22 protein-coding genes are annotated in these 24230 nt (G+C 59.5%); 13 read left to right on the plus strand and 9 right to left on the minus strand.

What is annotated here, in order from left to right; all coding sequences use genetic code 11:
• The first annotated feature begins 67 nt into the window (after positions 1 to 67).
• From AC3IUE_RS30565 to AC3IUE_RS30585, 5 genes are all read left to right on the plus strand, one after another.
• Complete coding sequence (locus AC3IUE_RS30565) at positions 68 to 1498, plus strand: coniferyl aldehyde dehydrogenase (protein WP_489264545.1); 1431 nt, start codon at positions 68 to 70, stop codon at positions 1496 to 1498.
• A 28-nt stretch (positions 1499 to 1526) separates the two neighbouring features.
• On the plus strand, positions 1527 to 2072 hold the full coding sequence (locus AC3IUE_RS30570; protein WP_489264546.1) for a twin-arginine translocation pathway signal protein: 546 nt from the start codon (positions 1527 to 1529) through the stop codon (positions 2070 to 2072).
• Positions 2073 to 2199: 127 nt separating this feature from the next.
• Positions 2200 to 3795, plus strand: coding sequence for a GMC family oxidoreductase (locus AC3IUE_RS30575; protein WP_489264547.1), 1596 nt, complete (start codon positions 2200 to 2202; stop codon positions 3793 to 3795).
• Positions 3796 to 3910: 115 nt separating this feature from the next.
• Positions 3911 to 4390 (plus strand): pantetheine-phosphate adenylyltransferase, encoded by a 480-nt coding sequence (gene coaD, locus AC3IUE_RS30580; protein ID WP_008150570.1) that lies wholly within the window; start codon positions 3911 to 3913, stop codon positions 4388 to 4390.
• A gap of 102 nt (positions 4391 to 4492) precedes the next feature.
• Positions 4493 to 4744: a YfhL family 4Fe-4S dicluster ferredoxin gene (locus tag AC3IUE_RS30585; protein WP_056738918.1), complete on the plus strand. Its 252-nt coding sequence runs from the start codon at positions 4493 to 4495 to the stop codon at positions 4742 to 4744.
• Positions 4745 to 4886: 142 nt separating this feature from the next.
• On the opposite strand, the gene AC3IUE_RS30590 is transcribed toward AC3IUE_RS30585, so the two are convergent.
• The 3 genes from AC3IUE_RS30590 to AC3IUE_RS30600 are packed head-to-tail and all read right to left on the minus strand — an operon-like array spanning position 4887 to position 6920.
• Positions 4887 to 5210: a hypothetical protein gene (locus tag AC3IUE_RS30590; protein WP_046045205.1), complete on the minus strand. Its 324-nt coding sequence runs from the start codon at positions 5208 to 5210 to the stop codon at positions 4887 to 4889.
• A gap of 53 nt (positions 5211 to 5263) precedes the next feature.
• Positions 5264 to 6076: a bifunctional DNA-formamidopyrimidine glycosylase/DNA-(apurinic or apyrimidinic site) lyase gene (gene mutM, locus AC3IUE_RS30595; RefSeq protein WP_489264548.1), complete on the minus strand. Its 813-nt coding sequence runs from the start codon at positions 6074 to 6076 to the stop codon at positions 5264 to 5266.
• 28 nt (positions 6077 to 6104) lie between these two features.
• Entirely contained in the window at positions 6105 to 6920 is an 816-nt protein-coding gene (locus AC3IUE_RS30600; protein WP_185753135.1) for an HDOD domain-containing protein, read from the minus strand.
• Positions 6921 to 7153: 233 nt separating this feature from the next.
• Between AC3IUE_RS30600 and AC3IUE_RS30605 the strand changes: the two genes are divergently transcribed.
• From AC3IUE_RS30605 to ilvD, 5 genes are all read left to right on the plus strand, one after another.
• A complete protein-coding gene (locus AC3IUE_RS30605) occupies positions 7154 to 8350 on the plus strand; it encodes a class I SAM-dependent rRNA methyltransferase (protein WP_046045202.1) in 1197 nt (398 codons plus the stop codon).
• 424 nt (positions 8351 to 8774) lie between these two features.
• Positions 8775 to 9854, plus strand: coding sequence for a SagB family peptide dehydrogenase (locus AC3IUE_RS30610; protein WP_489264549.1), 1080 nt, complete (start codon positions 8775 to 8777; stop codon positions 9852 to 9854).
• A complete protein-coding gene (locus AC3IUE_RS30615) occupies positions 9851 to 10828 on the plus strand; it encodes a diiron oxygenase (RefSeq protein ID WP_489264550.1) in 978 nt (325 codons plus the stop codon). The genes AC3IUE_RS30610 and AC3IUE_RS30615 overlap by 4 nt, the downstream gene beginning before the upstream one ends.
• Positions 10821 to 12026, plus strand: coding sequence for a multidrug effflux MFS transporter (locus tag AC3IUE_RS30620; protein WP_489264551.1), 1206 nt, complete (start codon positions 10821 to 10823; stop codon positions 12024 to 12026). Before AC3IUE_RS30615 ends, AC3IUE_RS30620 begins: the two co-directional genes overlap by 8 nt.
• Positions 12027 to 12284: 258 nt before the next feature.
• A complete protein-coding gene (ilvD, locus tag AC3IUE_RS30625) occupies positions 12285 to 14126 on the plus strand; it encodes a dihydroxy-acid dehydratase (RefSeq protein ID WP_008150549.1) in 1842 nt (613 codons plus the stop codon).
• Positions 14127 to 14199: 73 nt separating this feature from the next.
• Here ilvD and AC3IUE_RS30630 read toward each other — a convergent pair whose 3' ends face one another.
• Entirely contained in the window at positions 14200 to 15414 is a 1215-nt protein-coding gene (locus AC3IUE_RS30630; RefSeq protein ID WP_489264552.1) for an SGNH/GDSL hydrolase family protein, read from the minus strand.
• 178 nt (positions 15415 to 15592) lie between these two features.
• Entirely contained in the window at positions 15593 to 16648 is a 1056-nt protein-coding gene (locus tag AC3IUE_RS30635) for an HAD family hydrolase (RefSeq protein ID WP_056738902.1), read from the minus strand.
• A gap of 255 nt (positions 16649 to 16903) precedes the next feature.
• Here AC3IUE_RS30635 and AC3IUE_RS30640 point away from each other — a divergent pair, with 255 nt between their 5' ends.
• A complete protein-coding gene (locus AC3IUE_RS30640) occupies positions 16904 to 18295 on the plus strand; it encodes an L-cystine transporter (RefSeq protein WP_046045195.1) in 1392 nt (463 codons plus the stop codon).
• 116 nt (positions 18296 to 18411) lie between these two features.
• Here the strand turns inward: AC3IUE_RS30640 and AC3IUE_RS30645 are convergent, their stop codons facing one another.
• On the minus strand, positions 18412 to 18924 hold the full coding sequence (locus AC3IUE_RS30645; RefSeq protein WP_489264553.1) for a dihydrofolate reductase: 513 nt from the start codon (positions 18922 to 18924) through the stop codon (positions 18412 to 18414).
• Positions 18925 to 19009: 85 nt separating this feature from the next.
• Here AC3IUE_RS30645 and AC3IUE_RS30650 point away from each other — a divergent pair, with 85 nt between their 5' ends.
• On the plus strand, positions 19010 to 20389 hold the full coding sequence (locus tag AC3IUE_RS30650; protein ID WP_489264554.1) for a DUF2868 domain-containing protein: 1380 nt from the start codon (positions 19010 to 19012) through the stop codon (positions 20387 to 20389).
• Positions 20382 to 21758, plus strand: coding sequence for a GTPase/DUF3482 domain-containing protein (locus AC3IUE_RS30655; protein WP_056738896.1), 1377 nt, complete (start codon positions 20382 to 20384; stop codon positions 21756 to 21758). Before AC3IUE_RS30650 ends, AC3IUE_RS30655 begins: the two co-directional genes overlap by 8 nt.
• Positions 21759 to 21892: 134 nt before the next feature.
• Here the strand turns inward: AC3IUE_RS30655 and AC3IUE_RS30660 are convergent, their stop codons facing one another.
• The 3 genes from AC3IUE_RS30660 to AC3IUE_RS30670 form a co-directional block, all read right to left on the minus strand.
• Positions 21893 to 22315, minus strand: coding sequence for a hypothetical protein (locus AC3IUE_RS30660; protein WP_489264555.1), 423 nt, complete (start codon positions 22313 to 22315; stop codon positions 21893 to 21895).
• A gap of 85 nt (positions 22316 to 22400) precedes the next feature.
• A complete protein-coding gene (locus tag AC3IUE_RS30665) occupies positions 22401 to 22967 on the minus strand; it encodes a phosphonate degradation HD-domain oxygenase (RefSeq protein WP_489264556.1) in 567 nt (188 codons plus the stop codon).
• On the minus strand, positions 22967 to 24100 hold the full coding sequence (locus AC3IUE_RS30670) for a TIGR03364 family FAD-dependent oxidoreductase (protein WP_489264557.1): 1134 nt from the start codon (positions 24098 to 24100) through the stop codon (positions 22967 to 22969). The genes AC3IUE_RS30665 and AC3IUE_RS30670 overlap by 1 nt, the downstream gene beginning before the upstream one ends.
• Positions 24101 to 24230 lie beyond the last annotated feature (130 nt).

A 24230-nucleotide genomic window follows, 5' to 3' on the forward strand; every position in this document is an offset into this window, starting at 1 on the left:
ATGTCATTTGACTTTATAGAGCATAGACTCTAAAACGTCCCTCATTACAATAAATCCGGAGCCGGCCATGACTGCTGACATCGCCTACTTGCAGAACCTGCAGCAGCCCCTGGAAGAGCTCCAGACCCTGTTCGACGCCCAACGCGCGGCGTATGCCGCCAACCCGATGCCACCCGCCGCCCAGCGCCAGCAATGGCTGAAAGCCCTGCGCGATCTGTTGAGCAATGAGCGTCAGGCATTGATCGATGCCATCAGCCAGGATTTCAGCCATCGCAGCGCCGATGAAACCCTGCTCGCCGAACTGATGCCCAGCCTGCACGGCATTCACTACGCCAGTCAGCACCTCAAAGGCTGGATGAAGGCGTCGAAGCGCAAGGTCGGGATTGCCTTTCAACCCGCGGCGGCCAAAGTCGTTTATCAACCGTTGGGTGTGGTCGGGGTGATCGTGCCGTGGAACTACCCGCTGTATCTGGCCATCGGGCCATTGGTCGGCGCGTTGTCGGCAGGCAATCGGGTGATGCTCAAGCTCAGCGAATCGACCCCCGCCACCGGTTTGCTGCTCAAAGAACTGCTGGGCCGAATCTTCCCGCAAGACCTGGTCTGCGTGGTACTGGGCGAAGCCGATATCGGCGTAGCGTTCTCCAGATTGCGTTTCGATCACCTGCTGTTCACCGGCGCCACCAGCATCGGCAAACACGTGATGCGTGCGGCGGCCGAGAACCTGACCCCGGTAACCCTCGAACTCGGCGGCAAATCCCCGGCCATCGTGTCCCGCGACGTGCCACTCAAGGACGCTGCCGAACGCATCGCTTTCGGCAAGACGCTCAACGCCGGGCAGACTTGCGTGGCCCCGGACTATGTACTGGTGCCGGAAGATCGCGTAGGCGCTTTCGTCGAAGCCTATCGTCAGGCGGTTCGCGGGTTTTATCCGACCCTGACCGACAACCCGGACTACACCGCGATCATCAATGACCGACAATTGGCGCGCCTCAACGGCTACATCAGCGACGCCACCAGCAAGGGCGCGCTGCTGATTCCGTTGTTCGACAAGGGCCAGGGGCGCCGCATGAGTCACAGCCTGCTGCTCAACGTCAGCAACGACATGATGGTGATGCAGGACGAAATCTTCGGTCCGCTGTTGCCGATCGTTCCGTACAAGGATCTGGATCAGGCCTTTGCCTACATCAATCAACGACCCCGTCCGCTGGCCCTGTATTACTTCGGCTACGACAAGCGTGAGCAACACCGCGTACTTCACGAAACCCATTCCGGCGGCGTGTGCCTGAACGACACCCTGCTGCACGTCGCTCAGGACGACATGCCATTCGGCGGCATCGGCGCCTCGGGCATGGGCCATTACCACGGCCACGAAGGTTTTCTGACGTTCAGCAAAGCCAAAGGTGTGCTGATCAAACAGCGGTTCAATGCGGCGAAATTGATCTACCCGCCGTACGGAAAAGCCATTCAGAAGCTGATTCAGAAACTGTTTATCCGCTAACGATCATTCCCTTCGGGTAATAACAATAATGAGCCCAAGTCTGTCCGATACCCCCGCGCTGTCACGGCGCGGCTTGCTTAAGTTCAGCCTGGGAGCCAGCGCGTTTCTCGCCACCGCCGGTTTGGGCGCGAGCCTCAGCGGTTGCTCATCGAGCGTGCCGGCCAGCGGTTTCGTGATTCTGCGCAGCGGTGACTTGCTGTTTCTGCGGGCTCTGATTCCGGTGATGCTCGACGGCGCTGTGGCCGTCGAAAAAATGCCGACGGCTGTCGGTGAAACCCTGCACTGCCTGGATAACGGTCTGAATCACCTGTCGTCGGAAATGCTCAAGCTGACCCGGCAGTTGTTCGAAGTGCTGGGAATGGCCGTGACTCGCGGACCACTTACCGGGATCTGGGGCAGCTGGGAAAACGCCAGTGCCGACGAGATCCGGCACTTTCTCGATCGCTGGGAAAACAGCTCGTTAAGTCTGCTGCGCATGGGCCACAGCTCCTTGCTGCAACTGGTGATGATGGCGTGGTACAGCCGGGCGGAGTCGTGGGCGCATTGCGGGTATCCCGGACCGCCCACCGTCTGAAACCGTGGCGACCCTATCGCGAGCAGGCTCGCTCCCACAGGGGTTACGCGATCCATGTGGGAGCGAGCCTGCTCGCGATGGCGTCAGTCGCTTCACCACAGAATCCAAAATAAAAAGAGAACTGAAGATGCCCGTACCCGATCCGTTCCGCGAAGGCCTGGCCCGTGGCTGGAAAACCTATAACGGTTCACAACTGACCCAGGACCTGACCCTCGAAGCGGACGTGGCGATTATCGGCAGCGGAGCGGGCGGTGGCACCACCGCCGAAATCCTCAGCGCCGCGGGCTACAAGGTATTGCTGATCGAGGAAGGCCCGCTCAAGACCAGCAGCGACTTCAAGATGCTCGAAGACCAGGCCTACACCAGCCTCTATCAGGAAGGTATCGGCCGCATGAGCAAGGACGGCGCGATCACTATCCTTCAGGGCCGGGCGGTGGGCGGTACCACGCTGATCAATTGGACCTCAAGCTTTCGCACGCCGCCCCCGACCCTCGACCACTGGGCCAAGGAACACGGCGTTAAAGGCCACACGCCGGCCGAGATGGCGCCGTGGTTCGAGAAAATGGAGCAACGCCTGGGCGTCGCCCCGTGGATGATCCCGCCCAACGCCAACAACGACGTGATCCGCAAAGGCTGCGAAAAACTCGGCTACGCCTGGCATGTGATCCCGCGCAATGTGCGTGGCTGCTGGAACCTTGGCTACTGCGGCATGGGTTGCCCGACCAATGCCAAGCAATCGATGCTGGTGACGACTATCCCGGCGACCCTGGAAAAAGGTGGGGAGTTGCTCTATCTGGCTCGCGCCGAAAAGCTCTTGATCGCCGGCGACAAGGTCACGGGCTTGCATTGCGTAGCAATGGACGAGCGTTGCGTCGCACCTACCGGACATACGATCACGGTCAAGGCGCGGCATTATGTGCTGGCCGGTGGCGGGATCAACAGCCCGGCGCTGCTCATGCGCTCCGAGGCACCGGACCCACACAAACGACTGGGTAAACGGACTTTTCTACACTTGGTGAACATGTCGGCCGGGCTGTTCGACGAAGTGATCAACCCGTTCTATGGTGCGCCACAGTCGATCTATTCCGACCATTTCCAATGGCAGGACGGCACCACCGGAAAAATGTCTTACAAACTCGAAGTGCCGCCGCTGCACCCGGCGCTCGCGACCACTCTGCTCGGAGGCTTCGGCAAGGAAAACGCCCAACACATGGAAAACCTGCCCCACACCCACGCCATGTTGGCGTTGCTGCGGGACGGCTTTCACCCGGGCAGCCCCGGCGGTAGCGTCGAGTTGCGCGGTGACGGCACGCCGGTGCTCGACTATCAGGTTTCACCCTATGCCTGGGACGGATTGCGTCGGGCGTTCCACAGCATGGCCGAGATCCAGTTCGCGGGCGGTGCCAATGCGGTGATGCCCATGCATGCCGACGCTCGCTACGTGAAAACCCTCGCCGAAGCGCGCACGCTGATCGACGGCCTGAGCCTTGAGCTGTACCGCACACGCCTGGGCAGCGCCCATGTGATGGGCGGTTGTGCCATGGGTGAAGACCCGAAAAACGCCGTGACCGACAGCCTCGGCCGGCATCATCAGCTAGGCAATCTGTCGATTCATGATGGCTCGCTGTTCCCCACCAGCATTGGCGCAAACCCACAATTGTCGGTCTACGGGCTGACGGCGCAGCTGGCAACTTCTTTGGCTGAACGTTTGAAAAACCCATGAAAAGGGAGAATATTCCAATCGTCTATAGTGCTTTCTTACCCAAAAGGCGACTTGGCCGACCGGGAAGGCTGCGATACCATCCGACTCCCCAACGGACTCCCGCCAGGACGACGCGATGAACCGAGTGTTGTACCCAGGTACCTTCGACCCTATTACCAAGGGCCATGGCGATCTGGTCGAACGCGCCGCGCGCCTGTTCGATCATGTGATCATCGCCGTCGCCGCCAGCCCGAAGAAAAACCCGTTGTTTCCCCTGGAACAGCGTGTGGCGCTGGCCCGCGAGGTCACTAAACATCTGCCCAACGTTGAAGTCGTCGGCTTCTCGACGTTGCTGGCGCATTTCGCCAAAGAGAAGAACGCCAACGTGTTCCTGCGTGGTTTGCGTGCGGTGTCGGACTTCGAATACGAATTCCAGCTGGCCAACATGAACCGTCAGCTGGCGCCGGATGTGGAAAGTCTGTTTCTTACCCCGTCCGAACGTTACTCGTACATTTCCTCGACGCTGGTCCGTGAAATCGCAGCCCTGGGCGGCGATATCACCAAGTTCGTCCACCCTGCGGTGGCGGACGCCCTGAACGAGCGCTTCAAGAAGTAACAACCGCTCAAGCGGCGTCCGCGTGCACTGCGGGCGCCAATGCGGCACAATTGTGCGCATTGGTTTATTGCGCCCGGGCCTTCCGCCCTGGCTGGAGTTAGCATGTCCCTGATCATCACCGACGATTGCATCAACTGCGACGTCTGCGAACCCGAGTGTCCGAACGCCGCCATCTCCCAGGGCGAAGAGATCTACGTGATCGACCCGAACCTGTGCACCCAGTGCGTCGGCCACTACGACGAACCTCAGTGCCAGCAGGTGTGCCCGGTGGATTGCATTCCGCTGGACGAAGCGCATCCGGAGACTGAAGAGCAGTTGATGGAGAAGTACCTGAAGATTACTGGTAAGGCTTGATTCAGATAGTTTTGTAGCGTTTGTACGGGCCTCTTCGCGAGCAGGCTCGCTCCCACAGGGGATGTGCGTCGATCACAAATCCAATGTGGGAGCGAGCTTGCTCGCGATAGGGCCATCAGCCACACCAAAGAAGTAACTGACTTCACTCCCTCTGCTCAAACCCCTCCCCGATACACCCCAGACACCGCACAAACGCCGCTTTCGCCGGGTCGACCACCAACGCCTGGCCCGCATCGCCAACGCCGCCACCCAATGCGGTAAACGGCAACGACACCACAAACGCTCCGGCACCGATCACCGTCGCCACGACCAGCAAGGGTCGGGCAATCAGCAAATCGCCGAGCATGGCGTACGCCGGGGGATTCTGGATGGTGTAACGCGGGTCGCCGCTGCCCGTGTTTGCCGCCAGCGCTGGCGCACCGACGCTCAGCAGCAAAACGACGACAACGGTTCGAAACAGGTTCATGGCACGGTCCTTGGGCTAGGCAGTCAGAACACTGACTATAGACCCTAGGCGTATCAGCTCTGGCAACGCGGGCAAAAGACGCTGGCGCGCTGCCCCAGCTTCACTTCCCGCAACTCCGTGCCACAGACCTTGCAGGGCGCACCGCCACGGCCGTACACGAACAGTTCCTGCTGGAAATAACCCGGCTGACCGTCACCGCCGATAAAGTCTCGCAGTGTGGTGCCGCCGCGCTCGATAGCAGCCGCCAGGATGCGTTTGATCTCGATCGCCAGTTTCAGATAACGCCCCCGAGAGATGCTTTTGGCCTCACGACGCGGGTCGATACCGGCGGCGAACAACGCTTCGGTTGCGTAGATATTGCCCACGCCGACCACCACTGCGTTGTCCATGATGAACGGTTTGACCGCCATGGATCGCCCGCGGGACTGCTGGAACAAGCGGTCGCCGTCGAACAGGACGGTCAACGGCTCCGGCCCCAGGCGAATCAACAACTCGTGGTTGAGCGGATCGAGGCTCCAGAGCATCGCGCCAAACCGTCGCGGATCGGTGTAACGCAAGGCCAGGCCGGATTCCAGTTCGATGTCCACATGCTCATGCTTGGCCACCGGCGTGCCGATTTCCACCAGACGCAGATTTCCCGACATCCCCAAATGGCTGATCAGCGTGCCGACTTCGGCATTAATCAGCAGGTACTTCGCGCGTCTTTCCACCAGCACGATGCGCTGGCCAGACAGCCGCACATCCAGGTCTTCGGGAATCGGCCAGCGCAAGCGCCGCTCACGCACGATCACCCGGCTGACGCGCTGGCCTTCCAGGTGCGGCGCAATTCCGCGGCGGGTGGTTTCGACTTCAGGCAGTTCCGGCATGGTGCTCTCGAATCAGGCTGTGCAACGCTCAGCGGTGAGCGCCAAGGTCACGAATCGTTTGTTTGAGGGTCTCGAAGTCGTAGTCCGAGAGACCGACATAATCGAGAACCAGCGGTGCGATGCTGTCCCACTCGTGGTCATCACGCTGGTTGCCCAGCACCCGGAAGGACGCACAAATGTGCTCGGCCATTTTCAGGATCGCCAGCAGGTTCTTCAGCTGACTGTTGCGCGACGACTCATCGCTGAAGATCGCCAACGCATTGTGGTGATTGGCGATGGCGGCGGTCACATGCTCCGGCAGGCGCCAGGATTTGGCGGTGTAATAACCCACCACCGCATGATTGGTATTGAACACCCGATTCTCAGTGTCCACCACCCGGCATTCGGCGCTGGCACTGGCGTAGGCCTCTTCAAGAACAGTCATATAGTTGGGGAAGCGCTGAAGCATCAGCGGCACGCCGCAGTCATGGAACAGGCCCAACGCGTACGCTTCATCGCCGGCCTGGGTGCCAATGCGCTTGGCCAGGGTCAGGCAAGTCATCGCCACGTCCTGGGCGGTGTCCCAGAAACGATTCAAGGTAACGATGGTGTCGTCGTTCATCTCGCCCTTGATCGACTGCGCGTTGATCAGGTTGATGATCGAGCGGCTGCCCAGCAGATTCACCGCACGCTGAATCGAGGCGATCTTGTTGCTCAAGCCGTAATACGGCGAGTTGACGATTTTCAACAAGGCGCCAGAGAGGCCCGGGTCCTGGGAGATCAGCTTCGCGATCACCTCCAGATCCGGATCGGGCATGTACTGTTCCATCTGCAAATCCACCATGATTTGCGGCTGGGCCGGCACGCTGATGCCTTGCAGGGACTGTTGAATCTGTTCGGAAGTCAGCTCTGGGGACATAAGTACACACTCTGGGACAGGCGGCGATTCTAACCCTTATAAAGTTGGATCCGACACCTTGGCCGGTCCATCGCCTGAAGTTTCATCAAATGCCTGGCCCTTCCTCACCGCATGTCCATCCGCCAAACCTGGCCGTGCGCAACACGCTATACTCCCGCTCTTTTTTCCGGAGCGACGTCATGTCCCTGCCTAGCCTGCGCCTCAAAGCCAACGCCGACCGTCGCCTGCGAAACGGCCACTTGTGGGTCTACAGCAACGAAATCGATGTAGCCGCCACTCCTTTGCACGGTTTCAAGGCCGGCGACCAGGCGATCCTCGAAGCAGCCGGCGGCAAGCCGCTGGGCATCGTTGCCATGAGCCCGAACAACCTGATCTGCGCCCGCCTCTTGTCGCGCGACATCAAGTTGCCGCTGGACAAGTCGCTGCTGGTGCATCGCCTGAACGTCGCGCTGTCCCTGCGCGATCGCCTGTTCGACAAGCCGTTCTATCGCCTGGTCTACGGCGATTCCGACCTGCTGCCAGGTCTGGTAGTCGACCGTTTCGGCGACATCCTGGTGGTACAGATCGCTTCGGCAACCATGGAAGCCCATAAAGAAGACGTGATCGCAGCGCTGACCCAGGTGATCAAGCCTAGCGGCATTCTGTTCAAGAACGACTCCGCTGCCCGTGATGCCGAAGGCCTCAACCGCTACGTCGAAACCGTGTTCGGCCTGGTGCCGGAGTGGGTTGCCCTGGAAGAGAACGGCGTGAAATTCGAAGCGCCCGTCATCCAGGGACAGAAAACCGGCTGGTTCTACGACCACCGCATGAACCGTGCACGCCTGGCACCTTATGCCAAAGGCAAACGCGTGCTGGACCTGTACAGCTACATCGGCGGCTGGGGCGTGCAAGCGGCTGCGTTCGGCGCCAGTGAAGTGTTCTGCGTCGACGCTTCGGCCTTCGCCCTCGACGGCGTCGAGCGCAACGCCGCGCTGAACGGTTTCGCCGACAAGATGACCTGCATTGAAGGTGACGTGTTCGAAGCCCTGAAAGAGCTGAAAGCCAGCGAAGAGCGCTTCGACGTGATCGTTGCCGATCCTCCGGCGTTCATCAAACGCAAGAAAGACATGAAAAACGGTGAAGGTGCCTACCGTCGCCTGAACGAGCAAGCCATGCGCCTGCTCAGCAAGGACGGCATCCTGGTCAGCGCTTCGTGCTCGATGCACCTGCCGGAAGACGATCTGCAGAACATCCTGCTGACCAGCGCCCGTCACCTGGACCGCAACATCCAGATGCTGGAGCGCGGCGGTCAGGGCCCGGATCACCCGGTTCACCCGGCCATCGCCGAAACCCGCTATATCAAGAGCATCACCTGCCGTCTGCTGCCAAACAGCTGATTTCGCCGGTTTAACGGGGAGCCGGCCGGCTCCCCGTTCTGTTTTCTGTTATCGAACTCTCCAACTTCCTACCCCGGCAGTCTTAATGACTTGCAGGAAGTTTCGCTTCGTCTTTTATTTTAACGGACAGAACTTACAAGATTCATCCAACCCTCAGATCGATCCGACAAAATTACTGGAACATTCCTACCCAATTCCCCCTTGATAAGAACTCATTACAAACTATGATTAAGTCGTCACAAAGGAGTGACACTCACTATCAATTACAAGGAGTTCAAAACATGAAAGCAATTACTCTGGAAACCAACAAAATCGCTAACCTGGCTTTTCTGGTTGCGCCAAAAGTCCGCTAAGTAAATGAAACGCTGGGGAGTGCCGGCTACCCAGCGTTTTCTATGGCAAAGACCAGAGTGAGTCGCCAATCATGCAGATAAACCCTTATATATTCATACTTCCTCGTTCACCCGACCAAATAGTCTGGGATTACAAGAACCACAAACAGTTCGAATTGAACCTTGAATATTCAACCCGCCTTGCACACCTTATCGACAACCCTGAAAAATTTGATGACAACAACATAATAGACACGCAACTCCTGAACGCGGGAATACTCACAACTTCAATACAAGACACCCTGGAATGGGGCTGGGATGAACTGTCGAAGATATTTCATATCGGCACCAAGAACATTCCTTGTGAATACGTCCCCCAAGATATTAATGAATGGTCGAGACACTATCTGGACCATTGCGCCGAAGTACTGGCCACTCCTGCCCCGCAGGTCAGACTCACAGAACGCCCGACAAGCGAGCGGATTGCCCTGCCCCAACCTTTCTGTCTGCCGCAAAGCGCACTTGCAAAGACGTTGATCGACCGAAAGACCTGTCGCTCCTTCACGGGTGAAGGGGTTTCTCTCGACGATGTGGGCACTCTTTTGTATTTGTCCCTTGGCTATCTACGTGAGCGCGACAACGACATCGACGAAACCATCGCGGAAGGTCTTGGCGCCCGGCGCAGCAGTCCATCCGGTGGCGGGCTGAATGCCTGCGAAGGTTTTCTGCATGTTCAGAACGTCAGCTGCCTGAATCCCGGGCTCTACGCCTACCACCCCGACGAACATGCGTTGAGCTTCGTCAATCCGGTGCCTGACTCGCCCTTGGGCCAATTGTTATGTGGGCAGCATTTCATCAACAACCTGCCAGTCGGCCTGTTCATCACCGCTCGCTTCGACAAACTGTGGTGGAAATATGAACACTCGCGGGCCTACCGAATGGCTTACGTCGAGGCAGGTCATATTTCCCAGACCTTTCAACTGGTGGCCACCGCACTTGGGTTAAGCACCTGGCTGACCGGTGCGTTGGCCGACGATCAGGTCGAAACGTTGCTGGGAATCGAGGACAGCGCCGAACAACCGTTGTTTTTTGTGGGCTGCGGCCAGAGTGACGGGCAAGTGATGTGCAAGGAATTAAAAGCACTGCTAAGCAGTCGAGGCTCACACCAATGACCGAGCCCCGCACAGACGAACTGTCACTGCCCGACGCCTGGGCACAGCGCTTCACACTCGGCGACTGGAATGCCCGAGCCTCGGTACGAACCAGCGAGCACACCTATCAATTGCCATCAGATCTGGAACGGCAACTGGAAACACGGCACTGGTTCCCGCCTGCCTTTTTGCCCTACCTGAATCACCCAGTGATCGAAGCAGCCGGCAGTGCGATCATCCATCGATTATCAGCCAACCATCTGGTGTATTTCCTCGACTACACCACCCGGCTCGAACATCGGATCGTCAACCGCTCCGTGGAAACCATCGTCCACGATGAGCTCGGTGCCACTATCCCCCGACGGATGAAAACGGCCGCCCTCCAGCTCTATACCGATGAGGGTTATCACGCGCTGTTCTCCAATAGTCTCGCCGAGCAGATAGCCGACCTCTATGGCATGACCCAACGCCCGGTGATGCCGCACCGCATTACCCGACTGAACGCCCTGCTTGACCACGCACCTGACAGGCATAAGGCGCTGGCCTGGTTTCTCGTCGGCTTCGTGTCCGAGACCATCATCGCCAGGGAACTGCTCGAGGTTTGCCGCAACGAGCTGGTGTCCAGCGTCCAGGAAATGCTCAGGGACCACCTCTCCGACGAGGCCCGACACAGTCGTTATTTTTGCGAAGTGTTCCATTATCTGTGGCTGACCCTGAACAGCAGCCAACGCACGTTCGCCGCGAAGCTGCTGGTGGACATCCTCCTGATTTTCTTTGAAGTCGATGAGCGATGGCTGAAGGAAAGCCTGAACAGCGTAGGCCTCAGGGAGAATTGCGTCGCAGAAATCCTCAGTGCCCTGACCGGCCCGCAAGCCTGCCTTCAGCGCGCCCGATCAGGTGCAGGCGCGACGCTACAGGCAATGGAAAAGGCAGGTTTTTTCGACCTGCCTTTTAACCAGCAGCTCTTCGCACAGGCAGGACTTGTCGATGGATGAAGGAAAATCTGCGGTCAGTGTCAAACACCGCCGCTCTGCGATCACCCTGTTAATGTCCATGGTGATGCTCGGGGTCTTCCCTCTGGATGTTCTGCTGCCATCGTTCCCGGCGCTGGCCGAACACTTCCGGACCACACCAGGCGACATCGCGTTTTCCATCAGTCTGTTTGCCATCGGGATCGCACTTTCCCAACTATTGGTCGGGCCGCTCTCGGATGTCATCGGGCGCAAAAGTCTGCTGCTGGTGGGAATGGCGGTCTCGATCGTCGGTGCGACGGGTTGCGTGCTGTCCACCGACTACGCCTGGTTCCTGATGTTCCGGGTGGTGCAGGCCATCGGCTGCGGTTGCTTCGTACTCTCGCAGGCGCTGGTCCAGGACCTGTTCGACGGCAAGGAGCGGGATCAACTGCGGATTCTGATGGTCACCGCCAGCGGGATCTTCATTTCCGTCTCGCCACTGGCTGGCACCCTGTTGCAACAGGCACTGGACTGGCCCGCAAGCTTCATTATCTTTATTGCCCTCGCCGCCGCCGTGTTCCTTAAGGCCTGCTTCTTTCTTGAAAACCGGCACACCGCCACAACCCCGCGCCGAAGCATTCTTCAGTCCTACCGGCGCGTCTGTCGCGATGCGGGTTTCCTCGGCTATTGGCTGATCGCCGCCATCGCCTTCACCTGCCACTTTTCCTTCATTGTCATCTCGCCCCTGATCTTCATGGAGCAGTTGCAGCTTTCGGCCTACGAGTTTTCCCTGACACTGCTGCTGTATGGCGTGGCCTACATCATCGGCGGCATTGTCGCTCGAGTCCTCGCTGGGCGGATCGCACCCAATACACAGATCATTGTTGGTTTGAGCCTGATCTTCTTTTCGGGGCTGGTAATGCTCATGCTCTCAAATCTGCTGGGGCTTTCAGCCCTGACCGTGCTGATCCCTATGATCATCTGCACTGCCGGCACGACCATCGTCCGCCCTGTCGCCACCTCGAAGGCGATGGAGGTTTTTCCGGACATGGCCGGCACCTCGGCGTCGGCCGGGAACACGCTGGTATTCATCTTCGGCGGGGTGATCAGCGCCCTGATCAATCTGAGTGGAGCCCATCTGCAAACGACTCTCGCATTGAGTTTCCTCGCCTTGAGCACCGTCGGCGTTTCCTTCAATGCACTGATCACACGTCGGCAGCTCTCGCTGAATAGCGGGTGATTCCTGCCGGTCGTCATCCCACACGTTCCGTCAGCGCTGGATCCCCCTTTTCCGGCATTCCCTCCTGACGCCAGCCGTGTAGAATCGCGACATTCATCGCCAGTCATCCCCCGGCGGGTTTATGAGCTCAAGCTGAAGCGCGCGGCGATCCCGCAAAGTTATCGGCAACTTCCGGACACACGGCCATTTCTGAGTGTTCCAGACGTCAATAGAAGCTCACTTCCCTTTTGATACCTGATTAGCCGCCCGGAGTGCTTCATGCCTGATTACCGCTCGAAAACATCCACCCATGGCCGCAACATGGCCGGCGCCCGCGCACTGTGGCGCGCCACGGGGATGAAAGATGACGACTTCAAAAAGCCGATCATCGCCATTTCCAACTCCTTCACCCAGTTCGTACCGGGCCACGTCCACCTCAAGGACCTGGGCCAACTGGTCGCCCGCGAAATCGAACGCGCCGGCGGTGTCGCCAAAGAATTCAACACCATCGCCGTGGATGACGGCATCGCCATGGGCCATGACGGCATGCTGTATTCGCTGCCGAGCCGCGAGATCATCGCCGACTCCGTCGAGTACATGGTCAACGCCCACTGCGCCGACGCCATCGTCTGCATCTCCAACTGCGACAAGATCACCCCAGGCATGTTGATGGCTGCCCTGCGCCTGAACATCCCGGTGATCTTCGTTTCCGGCGGCCCGATGGAAGCCGGCAAGACCAAACTGGCCAGCCACGGTCTCGACCTCGTCGACGCCATGGTGATCGCCGCCGACTCCAGCGCTTCTGACGAGAAAGTCGCTGAGTACGAGCGCAGCGCCTGCCCGACCTGCGGTTCGTGCTCCGGCATGTTCACCGCCAACTCGATGAACTGCCTGGTTGAAGCCCTGGGCCTGGCATTGCCGGGCAACGGTTCGACCCTCGCCACCCACAGCGACCGCGAACAGCTGTTCCTGCAGGCCGGCCGCACCATCGTCGAGCTGTGCAAGCGTTACTACGGCGACAACGATGAGTCGGTATTGCCGCGTAACATCGCCAACTTCAAGGCGTTCGAAAACGCCATGACGCTGGACATTGCGATGGGCGGTTCCACCAACACCATCCTGCACTTGCTGGCCGCAGCCCAGGAAGCCGAGATCGATTTCGACCTGCGCGACATCGACCGTCTCTCCCGTCACGTGCCGCAACTGTGCAAAGTCGCGCCGAACATCCAGAAGTACCACATGGAAGACGTGCACCGCGCCGGCGGGATCTTCAGCATCCTCGGCTCGCTGGCCCGTGGCGGTCTGCTGCACACCGACCTGCCGACCGTGCACAGCAAGACCCTGGCTGAAGGCATCGCCAAGTGGGACATCACTCAGACCGACGACGAAGCCGTGCATCACTTCTTCAAGGCCGGTCCGGCGGGCATCCCGACGCAAACCGCGTTCAGCCAGTCGACCCGTTGGGAAACCCTGGACGACGACCGTGAAAACGGCTGCATCCGCAGTGTCGAACACGCTTACTCGAAAGAAGGCGGCCTGGCCGTTCTCTACGGCAACATTGCGCTGGATGGCTGCGTGGTGAAAACCGCTGGCGTCGACGAGTCGATCCACGTCTTCGAAGGCAACGCGAAGATCTTCGAAAGCCAGGACAGCGCCGTACGCGGCATCCTCGCTGACGAAGTGAAGGCCGGCGACATCGTGATCATTCGTTACGAAGGCCCGAAAGGCGGCCCGGGCATGCAGGAAATGCTGTACCCGACGTCGTACCTGAAATCCAAAGGCCTGGGCAAAGCTTGCGCCCTGCTCACCGATGGTCGCTTCTCCGGCGGCACCTCGGGCCTGTCCATCGGCCACGCTTCCCCGGAAGCGGCGGCGGGTGGCGCGATTGGTCTGGTGCAGGATGGCGACAAAGTGCTGATCGACATTCCGAACCGCTCGATCAACCTGTTGATCAGCGACGAAGAAATGGCCGGCCGTCGTGCCGAGCAGGATCAGAAAGGCTGGAAGCCTGTGGAAAAACGTCCACGCAAGGTGACCACCGCACTGAAGGCCTACGCTCTGTTGGCGACCAGCGCCGACAAGGGTGCCGTGCGTAACAAGGCAATGCTCGACGGGCTGTAAAACTTAACCGTCGAACAAAAAAATGCCCCGCCAAGTGCGGGGCTTTTTTATGGGCCGAAGATGAGATCTCGCTTTACGGCCCCACCAGCCGGGCTTGCAGGTAATCGTAAAGTTCGCCGGCGCTTTTTTTATAACCTTCACCATTCAGGTGAATCAGATCATTTTGAGCCAGATGCGCTGCCTGCCAGCGCTCAATTGAACAGGCGCCGCCCATGTAAGCTTGCCAGTCCCAGAACAAGGCTGCGGCCTTCAGTGCTGCTTGCCTTTGAATTTGAATGATCTGAGCCAGTTTTGCCGGTTGGCGCCCGACGCACGAGTCAGCGGACCGTTGTTTTATCGAGTCTGCTGGCCCGACCAGCAAGATCACGATATCAGGCAAGGTGCGTCGCAACAGGACAAGCTTCTCGTTCAGGTCAGCCTCATAAAGTGTCAGGTCCAGATCGTCGTCAAATGCTTCATTACCCCCATACGCGAGTACCAGCAAGTCAGGGCGCAAGGCTTGCAGAGTGCTTTGCCAGCCGTATTGCCACCTATCGAGAATCTTCAACATCGCACCATTAACACCCAATGCAGAGTACGTCACTCCACTCTCTGTCAAAGACTCGATGTTCCAGCCTCCCAGTTCTACGGTCTGATTCGAGGCTATCACCAGATCCACCGGCAGACTTACGGGTTGGATAGCCGGGCTGAAACGCCACTGTCCAGATGTTGGCAACAGCTCGACACTGGCAGAGACCCCTCCAGCACTGGCGGTCAGGCGGCTATTGAAGAGCGCACGGTACAGCGCCGATATTCGATATATGCCGTCATTCGATGCTCGTGATTCTATATGCACCCCTGCGCCCGGGCTCATGGGCAGCGACAGATAGCCCCCCAATGGAAACTCGCCACTGTACTGATTGCGACTGGAAACCAGACGCCACTGCCCATCTACCGTCGACAGAACAACCTCATCGTAACGAGTGCCAGGTACAGGCATCGCCGCGATGAAGCCAATGCCGCCGACGCCGTATTGTTTCTGGAACAGTCGGCGCATTTCGCCTGTGAACAAATCGGCAGCCGTGTGAGAGTCGCCCAGTTGCACAATACTGACCGACGTGCTGCGCGAGGCTTTTAGTTTGCCCACCAGTTTACTCAAGTTCAGGGTCGAGGCCCCTTGAGGCACGTCTGGTGAAATGACTTGATCATTTCGCGGCATCAACTCAGCCGCCGCACTCGTGCAAAGCCAGCCGTATCCGCTCAGCGTGGTGATCATCCACGCGATAAAGACCCGATGTAATCGTCGCATGCCCCCGTTCCTTCGGTCGTTGCCCGAGCCAACTGCCCAGCACCGTATCACCCAATGATTAACCAATGAATATAGGCAGCTTACAGCCACCGCGCGTCGTTATTCCGGACAAAAAAAAGCCCCGCATTGGCGGGGCCGGTCGCGCCCACACACTGTGCGGGTGCGATTATCGTGGCATTTACTGAATCTCTTCTGGCTTGACGATCACCCAGTTCTTGTCCGCCGTAACCTGCAACCCTTCCTTGGCCTGAGCCGCCGCGTGCTTGGCCATCATGCCGTTAAGCTGGGTCATGTATTTGTCTTTGCGGTTGACCCACAAGTGGATGCCGCCCTTGGCCACGTCAACATCGTGGAACAGCATGTAACCGTCGCTGCTCGGCGTATCGCCGCCCACCAGTACCGGCTTTTTCCACTCGTCGATGTAGGTCAGGATCGCCGCGTGCTTGCCGGCCATCCAGGTCGCTGGGGTCCACAGGTACGGGGTCAGTTCGAGTCCGAGGTTAGCCTTCTCGTCATACTTGCCCGCGGTGATCTGTTTGCGCGCCGTGGTCAGCTCGCCGGTAGTGCGGTCCTTGAGTAGCGTGGTCACGCCGATCACGTTCTGCGGTTTGACGTTGTAGCCGTACTTCGGATCGGCAGCGACCATGCGCACCAGTTCTTCGGAGGCAGCGGTCATCACGTAGACCTCGATGCCGTTCTCCATCAGCTTGTTGTAGAGCTCTGCCTGGCCGGTGAAGACTTTCGGCGGATTGACGTCGAGCTTCTTGACCACGTCGCCTTCGTAATACGTCGCCGGCACCGGTTTACCGGACGCCATCAACTCATCGACGTAGCCTTTGAGTTCCTGGAGGGTGAAGCCGGAGAACACTTGGGCGACCCATGGATAGCAGACCATGTCGTCGACTTCGCAGAGGCGATAGTAGTAGCTGAACAGGCTTTCCTTGTGGTCGGCAGTGTCTTTGAACGGCATCAGTTTCAGGGAGGGGTCGAGTTTCTCGCGGGTGATCAGGCCCTTGTTTTCCATGAACGGCAGCAACGACTCTTCGAGGTCGTAGCGGTAACTGGTGTTGTCCATGTCGAACACCGCGTAGTTACCTTTGTTGGCGTTGGCGGCAATCATTGCATCCAGCGCCTTGGCCTGATCGGCTGGCCAATGCTTCAAATCCGTGGCGAATACCTGGCCGGCGAGGCCCAGGCAGAGTGCAGCGACCAGAAATTTCGGTGCGAGCTTCATCGGCATACTTCCCTTATTAAAAGACCCTGAATCAAAGAGATCGACGCTATCAAATTAATATGACACCTCTCGTCTACCTGCGACCGCTAACGTGCCTATTGCGCCAGCTGCATCTCTGTCAGCGACACTCGCTTATTCCAAAAACGACAGTATTCAGATGTTTTTGATATTAATTCATTAGATATCAAGCTGTTAGGCTTGCCGGTTCGCGGCTGCCCCGGAAGGTAGCCGGCACAAGTCTTTATCGGAGTTCCAATGAATCTGCCGCTGATCCTCAATCTGCTGGTGTTCCTCGCCCTGCTCTTTGGCCTGGCGCAAACCCGTCACACCACCTGGAGCCTGGCGAAAAAAGTCCTGCTCGCGTTGGTGCTGGGCGTGGTCTTCGGTGTGGCTCTGCACACCGTTTACGGTGCCGGCAACCCGGTACTGAAAGCCTCGATCGGCTGGTTCGATCTGGTGGGCAACGGTTACGTGCAGTTGCTGCAAATGATCGTGATCCCGCTGGTGTTTGCCTCGATCCTCAGCGCCGTGGCCCGTCTGCACAACGCCTCGTCGCTGGGCAAGATCAGCTTCCTGACCATCGGCACACTGTTGTTCACCACCGCAATCGCGGCGCTGATCGGTATCGGTTTGACCAACCTGTTTGGCCTGACCGCCGAAGGCCTGGTGGCCGGCACTCAGGAAATGGCGCGTCTGCAAACCATCCAGACCGACTACGCGGGCAAGGTTGCCGACCTGAATGTGCCGCAGCTGTTGCTGTCGTTCATTCCGCAAAACCCGTTCGCCGACCTCGCTCGCGCCAAGCCGACGTCGATCATCAGCGTGGTGATTTTTGCTGCATTCCTTGGCGTCGCAGCGCTGCAACTGCTGAAAGATGACGTCGAAAAAGGTCAGAAAGTGATCAACGCCATCGACACCCTGCAAGCCTGGGTGATGCGTCTCGTGCGTCTGGTGATGAAGCTGACTCCGTACGGCGTATTGGCGCTGATGACCAAAGTGGTCGCCGGCTCCAACCTGCAGGACATCATCAAACTCGGCAGTTTCGTGGTGGTTTCCTACATCGGGCTGGGCCTGATGTTTGTGGTCCATGGCCTGCTGGTGTCGGCGGCCGGGATCAATCCGCTGCGCTTCTTCCGCAAAATCTGGCCGGTGCTGACGTTTGCTTTCACCAGCCGCTCCAGCGCCGCGACCATTCCGCTGAGCATCGAAGCCCAGACCAGCCGTTTGGGCATTCCACAATCCATCGCCAGTTTCGCCGCGTCGTTTGGCGCGACCATTGGCCAGAATGGCTGTGCCGGTCTGTACCCGGCGATGTTGGCGGTGATGGTTGCGCCGACTGTGGGCATCAATCCGCTGGACCCGCTGTGGATCGCGACGTTGGTGGCGATTGTGACGCTGAGTTCGGCCGGTGTGGCCGGCGTGGGCGGTGGTGCGACGTTTGCCGCGTTGATCGTGTTGCCGGCGATGGGCTTGCCGGTGTCACTGGTGGCGTTGCTGATTTCGGTTGAGCCGCTGATCGACATGGGCCGTACGGCGTTGAATGTGAGTGGTTCGATTACGGCGGGGGCGATCACCAGCCAGATCATGCAGCAGACCGATAAAGAACTGCTGGATGCGGATGAGCATTCGGAGTTGGCTCACGCTTGATCGGCGTCTGACAGACCGCTATCGCGAGCAAGCTCGCTCCCACAGGGATCTTTGGTGTTCACACAATTTGTGATTCACCTCAAACCACTGTGGGAGCGAGCTTGCTCGCGATGCTTTTAAGCCTTTTCCCACACTTCGAAGTTGTACGCAGGCTTGTCGCCTTCAGCAGGATTCGGGGTGTTGGACACCAGTTTCCACTGGCCCGGATCAAACTCCGGAAACCACGCATCCCCTTCCGGGCTCAGCGCCACGCGCGTCAAATACAGCCGATCAGCCTGAGCCATCCCCTGCGCATACAACTGCGCCCCACCAATCAGCATCAGCTCATCAACACCCTGTTCCCGCGCCCACTCTTCAGCGCGAACCACTGCGGCCTCCAGCGACAGATAAACCTCCGCGCCTTCCAACAGCAGATCCGTCTGACGGCTGACCACGATGTTCAACCGGCCCGGCAATGGACGACCGAGGGAATCCCAGGTCTTGCGACCCATGATGATCGGCTTGCCGAGGGTGGTGGCCTTGAAGTATTTGAAGTCCCCCGGCAAGTGCCAGGGCATGCTGTTGTCGACGCCGATCACACGGTTTTCACCGAGGGCTGCAATCAGGCTGAGGGGGAGTGATTTAGTCATGCCGGCGAGGATACCAGAGCCTCCCGTACCCCGATAAGCGCCACAGCGGTTATGCTCACCGTTCAATTGAGCGACGGGATGCCGCGTGACTGAACTGACTCCACTGCAAAACCTCTGGCTGACCGAGACGGTGCGCCTGCGTGAAGAACACGCCGGCCCCCTGGATGATCTGGAAGCCAACCGACTGGCCCGCAGCGCGGGCGGCGATCTGCCGACACGTATTCAACGCCGTGCCCTGTGGCTGGCGGACCGCGATGGGCTGACCAGCGCCCTCAAACATTGGCTGCAAGGTGCGCGGCTGGCACTGTTGGTGCTGGCTGTTCTCGCTATTGCCAGCGGCGCCGGCCTGGCGTTTGCCGCGTTGGGTGACGGACAAACTCCAGTGAATGTGTTCTGGGCCTTGGGCAGTCTGCTCGGGTTGAACCTGATTCTATTGCTGAGCTGGGCATTGGGCCTGGCCTTCGCCGGCGAACACGGCGCCACCCTCGGCCGCTTGTGGTTATGGCTCAGCGAAAAACTCGCTCGCGATGCCAAAGCCGCGCAACTGGCGCCGGCCCTGTTGTTATTGCTGCAACGACAGAAACTCAATCGCTGGGCGGTCGGCGTACTGGTCAACGGTTTGTGGTTGCTGGCAATGCTCAGCGCGCTGGTGATGCTGTTAATGCTGATGGCGACCCGGCGTTACGGCTTCGTCTGGGAAACCACCCTTCTCAGCGGCGACACCTTTGTCGCCATGACTCAGGCTCTCGGCGCCCTGCCCGCCATGCTTGGTTTCAACGTACCGACCGTGGAGATGATCCGCGCCAGCGGCGATGCCGCGCTGAACATCGAAAGCGCCCGTCAGGCCTGGGCAACATGGCTGGTCGGCGTGCTGGTGGTCTACGGTGTTTTGCCGCGACTGTTGCTGGCGCTGTTCTGCCTGTGGCGCTGGAAAACCGGGCAAGCGGCATTGCGTCTGGATTTGAACCTGCCCGGTTATGCCCAACTGCGCGAACGGCTGATGCCGACCAGTGAACGCCTGGGCATCAGCGACGCTGCGCCAGAGCAGTTGCATCGTATTGAAAGCGGTGTCAGCGACCTGCCAAGCGATGGCGCGCTGTTGGTCGCCATCGAGCTGGACGATCAACGCCCCTGGCCGCCGCCACTGCCGAAAACCGTGGGCAACGCCGGCATCCTCGACAGTCGCGAATCGCGCAACAAACTTCTCGAACAGCTGAGCCGTTTCCCCCCGGCCCGATTGGCCATCGCTTGCGACCCGCGACGTTCGCCGGACCGCGGCAGTCTGGCACTGATCGCCGAACTGGCGCGCAACGCCAGCGCCACTCGCGTCTGGCTGCTGCAAGCACCGCCGGGCGAAGCGCTGGATGCCGAAAGGCTGGGCGACTGGCACGTGGCGTTGCAGCAGCTGGACTTGCCGTTCGCCGATTGCGCTCCATTGAATTGGCTGGAGAGCGGTCATGACTAATCCGTGGAAAGCGCCCTTGAAGCTGGCAGTGGTCGGCCACACCAACGTCGGCAAAACGTCGTTGCTGCGAACGCTGACCCGCGATGTCGGCTTCGGCGAAGTCTCTCATCGCCCCAGCACCACTCGACACGTGGAAGGCGCGCGGTTGTCGGTGGATGGCGAGCCGTTGCTCGACCTCTTCGACACGCCGGGCCTGGAAGACGCCATCGCCCTGCTCGACTACCTCGAACGTCTGGAACGACCGGGTGAACGCCTCGACGGCCCGGCACGGTTAGCGCGATTTCTTGAAGGCAGCGAAGCCCGGCAGCGTTTCGAACAGGAAGCCAAGGTGCTGCGGCAATTGCTGACCTGCGACGCCGGTCTCTACGTGATCGACGCCCGGGAACCGGTGCTGGCCAAGTACCGCGACGAACTGGAAGTGTTGGCCAGCTGCGGCAAACCACTGCTGCCGGTGCTGAATTTCGTCAGCAGCGCCAACCACCGCGAGCCGGACTGGCGCGAAGCGCTGGCGCGGTTGGGCCTGCACGCACTGGTGCGTTTCGACAGCGTCGCGCCGCCGGAAGATGGCGAACGGCGACTGTATGAAAGCCTCGCGCTGCTGCTGGAAAACGCCCGGCCACAACTGGAACGCCTGATCGCCGATCAGCAAGCACAACGCCTGGCTCGTCAACAGAGTGCGGCGCGGCTGATTGCAGAATTATTGATCGACTGCGCCGCGTGCCGGCGCAGCGTGGTCAGCGAAGCCGAGCAAGAACAGCAGGCCATCAATGAACTGCGCAAAGCGGTTCGACAGCGGGAACAACGCTGTGTCGAAGCGCTGCTCAAGCTCTATGCCTTCCGCCCACAGGACGCGGCGGCCAGTGATCTGCCACTGCTCGATGGCCGCTGGGGCGATGACTTGTTCAACCCGGAAACCCTCAAACAACTGGGGGTCCGGGTTGGTGGTGGTATCGCGGCTGGCGCGGCGGCCGGTGCTGGCGTGGATCTGCTGGTCGGTGGCCTGACCCTCGGCGTGGCGGCATTGGCCGGGGCGATTGCCGGTGGCGCCCTGCAAACCGCGCGCAGTTATGGCAGCCGCTTGCTGGGCAAGATCAAAGGCCAGCGAGAGCTGACCGTCGATGACAGCGTGCTGCGGCTATTGGCATTGCGTCAGCGGCAACTGCTGCAAGCGCTCAATGCGCGTGGGCATGCGGCGATGGACAGCATTCAGGTCGCCACCCCCCAGGACAAATCCTGGCGCGAAGGCAAACTGCCCGAGGCACTGAACAAGGCTCGGGCGCATCCGCAGTGGTCGTCGCTCAATGCGCATCCGAAGTTGAACCAGGCGGAGCGGCAGGAGCAGGTTGAGGTGTTGGCGCAGCAGCTCTGAATATGCGGCGCCGGTTCTGGCCCCATCGCGAGCAAGCTCGCTCCCACAGTTGACCAAGTTGTTCAGACGAACGCGGTCTAATGTGGGAGCGAGCTTGCTCGCGATGGCCGCAACTCGGTCTCGCGTCTTGAACGCTACCACCCCACCTTCAAAAACTGTTTCACCAGCGCCGTCACACGACTTCGATCCGTGCGATCAGCACGCCCGTCATTGTCCACATCCGAACTCAATATCACCTCCAACCCACCATCGTTATCAAGATCGTGAGCCGCGGCTTTATAGGCAATCGTCGGTCCGTCATGAAAGTGCAGCCGTACCGTTTCCGGCGTGCCGTCAGCAGATGGATTCTGCGAGAAGATTCGCAAGTGACGGTCCTCACCCTCCCCGCTGTTGTACCAGGCGCATTTCAAATACGTTTTGCTGAAAGACTTGAGCCGCTGTCGATCCGACTCCGTCGCCTTGCGCTGCAACTGGTCGTCTTCATAGAACTCAAAATGAACGGTATCTGCCGCCCCCTGACCGCTTCGATCCTGTGCAATCACTTTCAAATAACGCATCCGTGCGCTTCCTTGCGAAAAGCCCAGATTGAACCGTTATCGCAAGCCCATCCATCCGCCGTTTCTCAATTGCCTGTGAGACAACTCATTGCGCCTCGCGGGACAATAGACCGACCGCTTTGCGTTTCAACACCTTCAGATCCATCACCGGCACCTCCATCTCCTTCGCCAACTCATCCCACTGGCGCATGCGCAGACTGACCTCGCACAACGGATCCTGCTCGAAAGCTTCAGCCTCTTCAGCGGTCATCACCCCACCCTGATACTCCAGCGTCCGGCGGCTGGCTTCGCTCAAGCGCTCGTAGTACCCGGGCTCTTTGAGCGTCAGATAACGCTTGGCCTGAACGTGATATTCCACCAGCCGCGCCATCCGCTCGCTGAAACCTGCGCGGCGCAAATAGTCGGCGCCCAGGCGCTCGTGGCTGACCACGCCAAAGCCGCCCATGTTCTCGGCGCTCTCGGCGCAGATATGGCCGATGTCGTGGAAGAACGCCGCTAGCACCACTTCGTCATCAAAGCCCTCGGCCATGGCCAGTTCGGCGGCCTGGGACATGTGCTCGATCTGCGACACCGGCTCGCCGATGTAATCGCTGTCACCAAAGCGCTCGTACAGCGCGAACACCTCGGCGATCACTTGCTCATTGCGGTCCATCAACGCTCTCCCAACAACGTTGCTACGTTACGTTCAGCCATCGCTGGCCCGACGCTCATGCCGACACCCGTGTGCATCAGTGCCACGCTCACACCCGGCATCGGACGCAGAAACGAGAACGGCCCCGGTCCTCGAGAACCATAGACGCCCTGCCAGCGTTCGACCACTTGCACATTGCAACCCAACGTCTGCTCGGCCAGTTCAATCATCCAGTTGTCCACCTGCTCGGCGTTGAACGGCGACGGGTCGCGGCCGTAATGGTGGGAATCGCCGATGATTAATTCACCATACGGCGTTGGGCTGATCAGCAGGTGAATGCCGTTTTCATGCAGGTGCGGTTCGTCCCGCAGAATCTGCGCCTGCACCGCCGCCGCTTCCGGCAGATCGGCGAAGGCGCCGTAGTGCACGCAGCTCAAACCGGTGAGCAACGCGTGTTGCAGGTTGAGGTTGATTTGCGGCCGGGCGCGGAGCATTTGCAGGCGGCAGATTTGCGGGTTGAGTTCGGCGATCGGCTCGGCCAGCAACGTCTGATAATCGTGACCGGAACAGACGATGATCTGCTCGGCACTAAAGGTGCCGGCGGTGCTGTGCAAGCGGCCGGGCTCGATGTCGCGCACGAGAGTGGAGAAGTGAAACGCAACGCCGAGTTCGCGGCGCAGGTAGTCGATCAGCGCTGGAATCGCTTCACGGGAATACAGTTGCTGATCGTCCATCCCATGCAACGCGGCGCGATGATGGCTGAACTGGCCGCCGTACAAGTCGCGCAATGCAGCGCCGCGCAACAGGTCGACGCGGTAACCGTGTTCCACGGCGCGACCGGCGCAGAAGGCTTCCAGCAGGTGTTCTTCGGCTTCGGTGCGGGCAAACAGGTACGAGCCGTTGCGCTTGAGTTGCAAGCCGGCGAGTTGCGCCCATTGGCCCCAGATCTCGCGGCTGGCCTTGGCCAGTTCGAGCATCGGGCCCGGTGGTTGGCCGGTGACCAGTGCCTGACCGAAGTTGCGTACCGATGCGCCTAAGGGCGTTTCGCTGCGTTCGAAAACGGTGACTTTCAGACCGCGCTTGGCGGCGGCGTAGGCGTGGGACAGGCCGAGAATGCCGGCGCCTACGATCAGTATGTCGTTGTGTTGTGTCATGGGGTTTTGTCCTGAACTCAGGACCGCTATCGCGAGCAAGCTCGCTCCCACAGGGGAATGCATTCCAAGTGTGGGAGCGAGCTTGCTCCGGGCGGCGTTCCGACGATGAGGCCCTGTCAGCCAATAAAGA

It is taken from the genome of Pseudomonas sp. GL_093 (assembly GCF_057837605.1).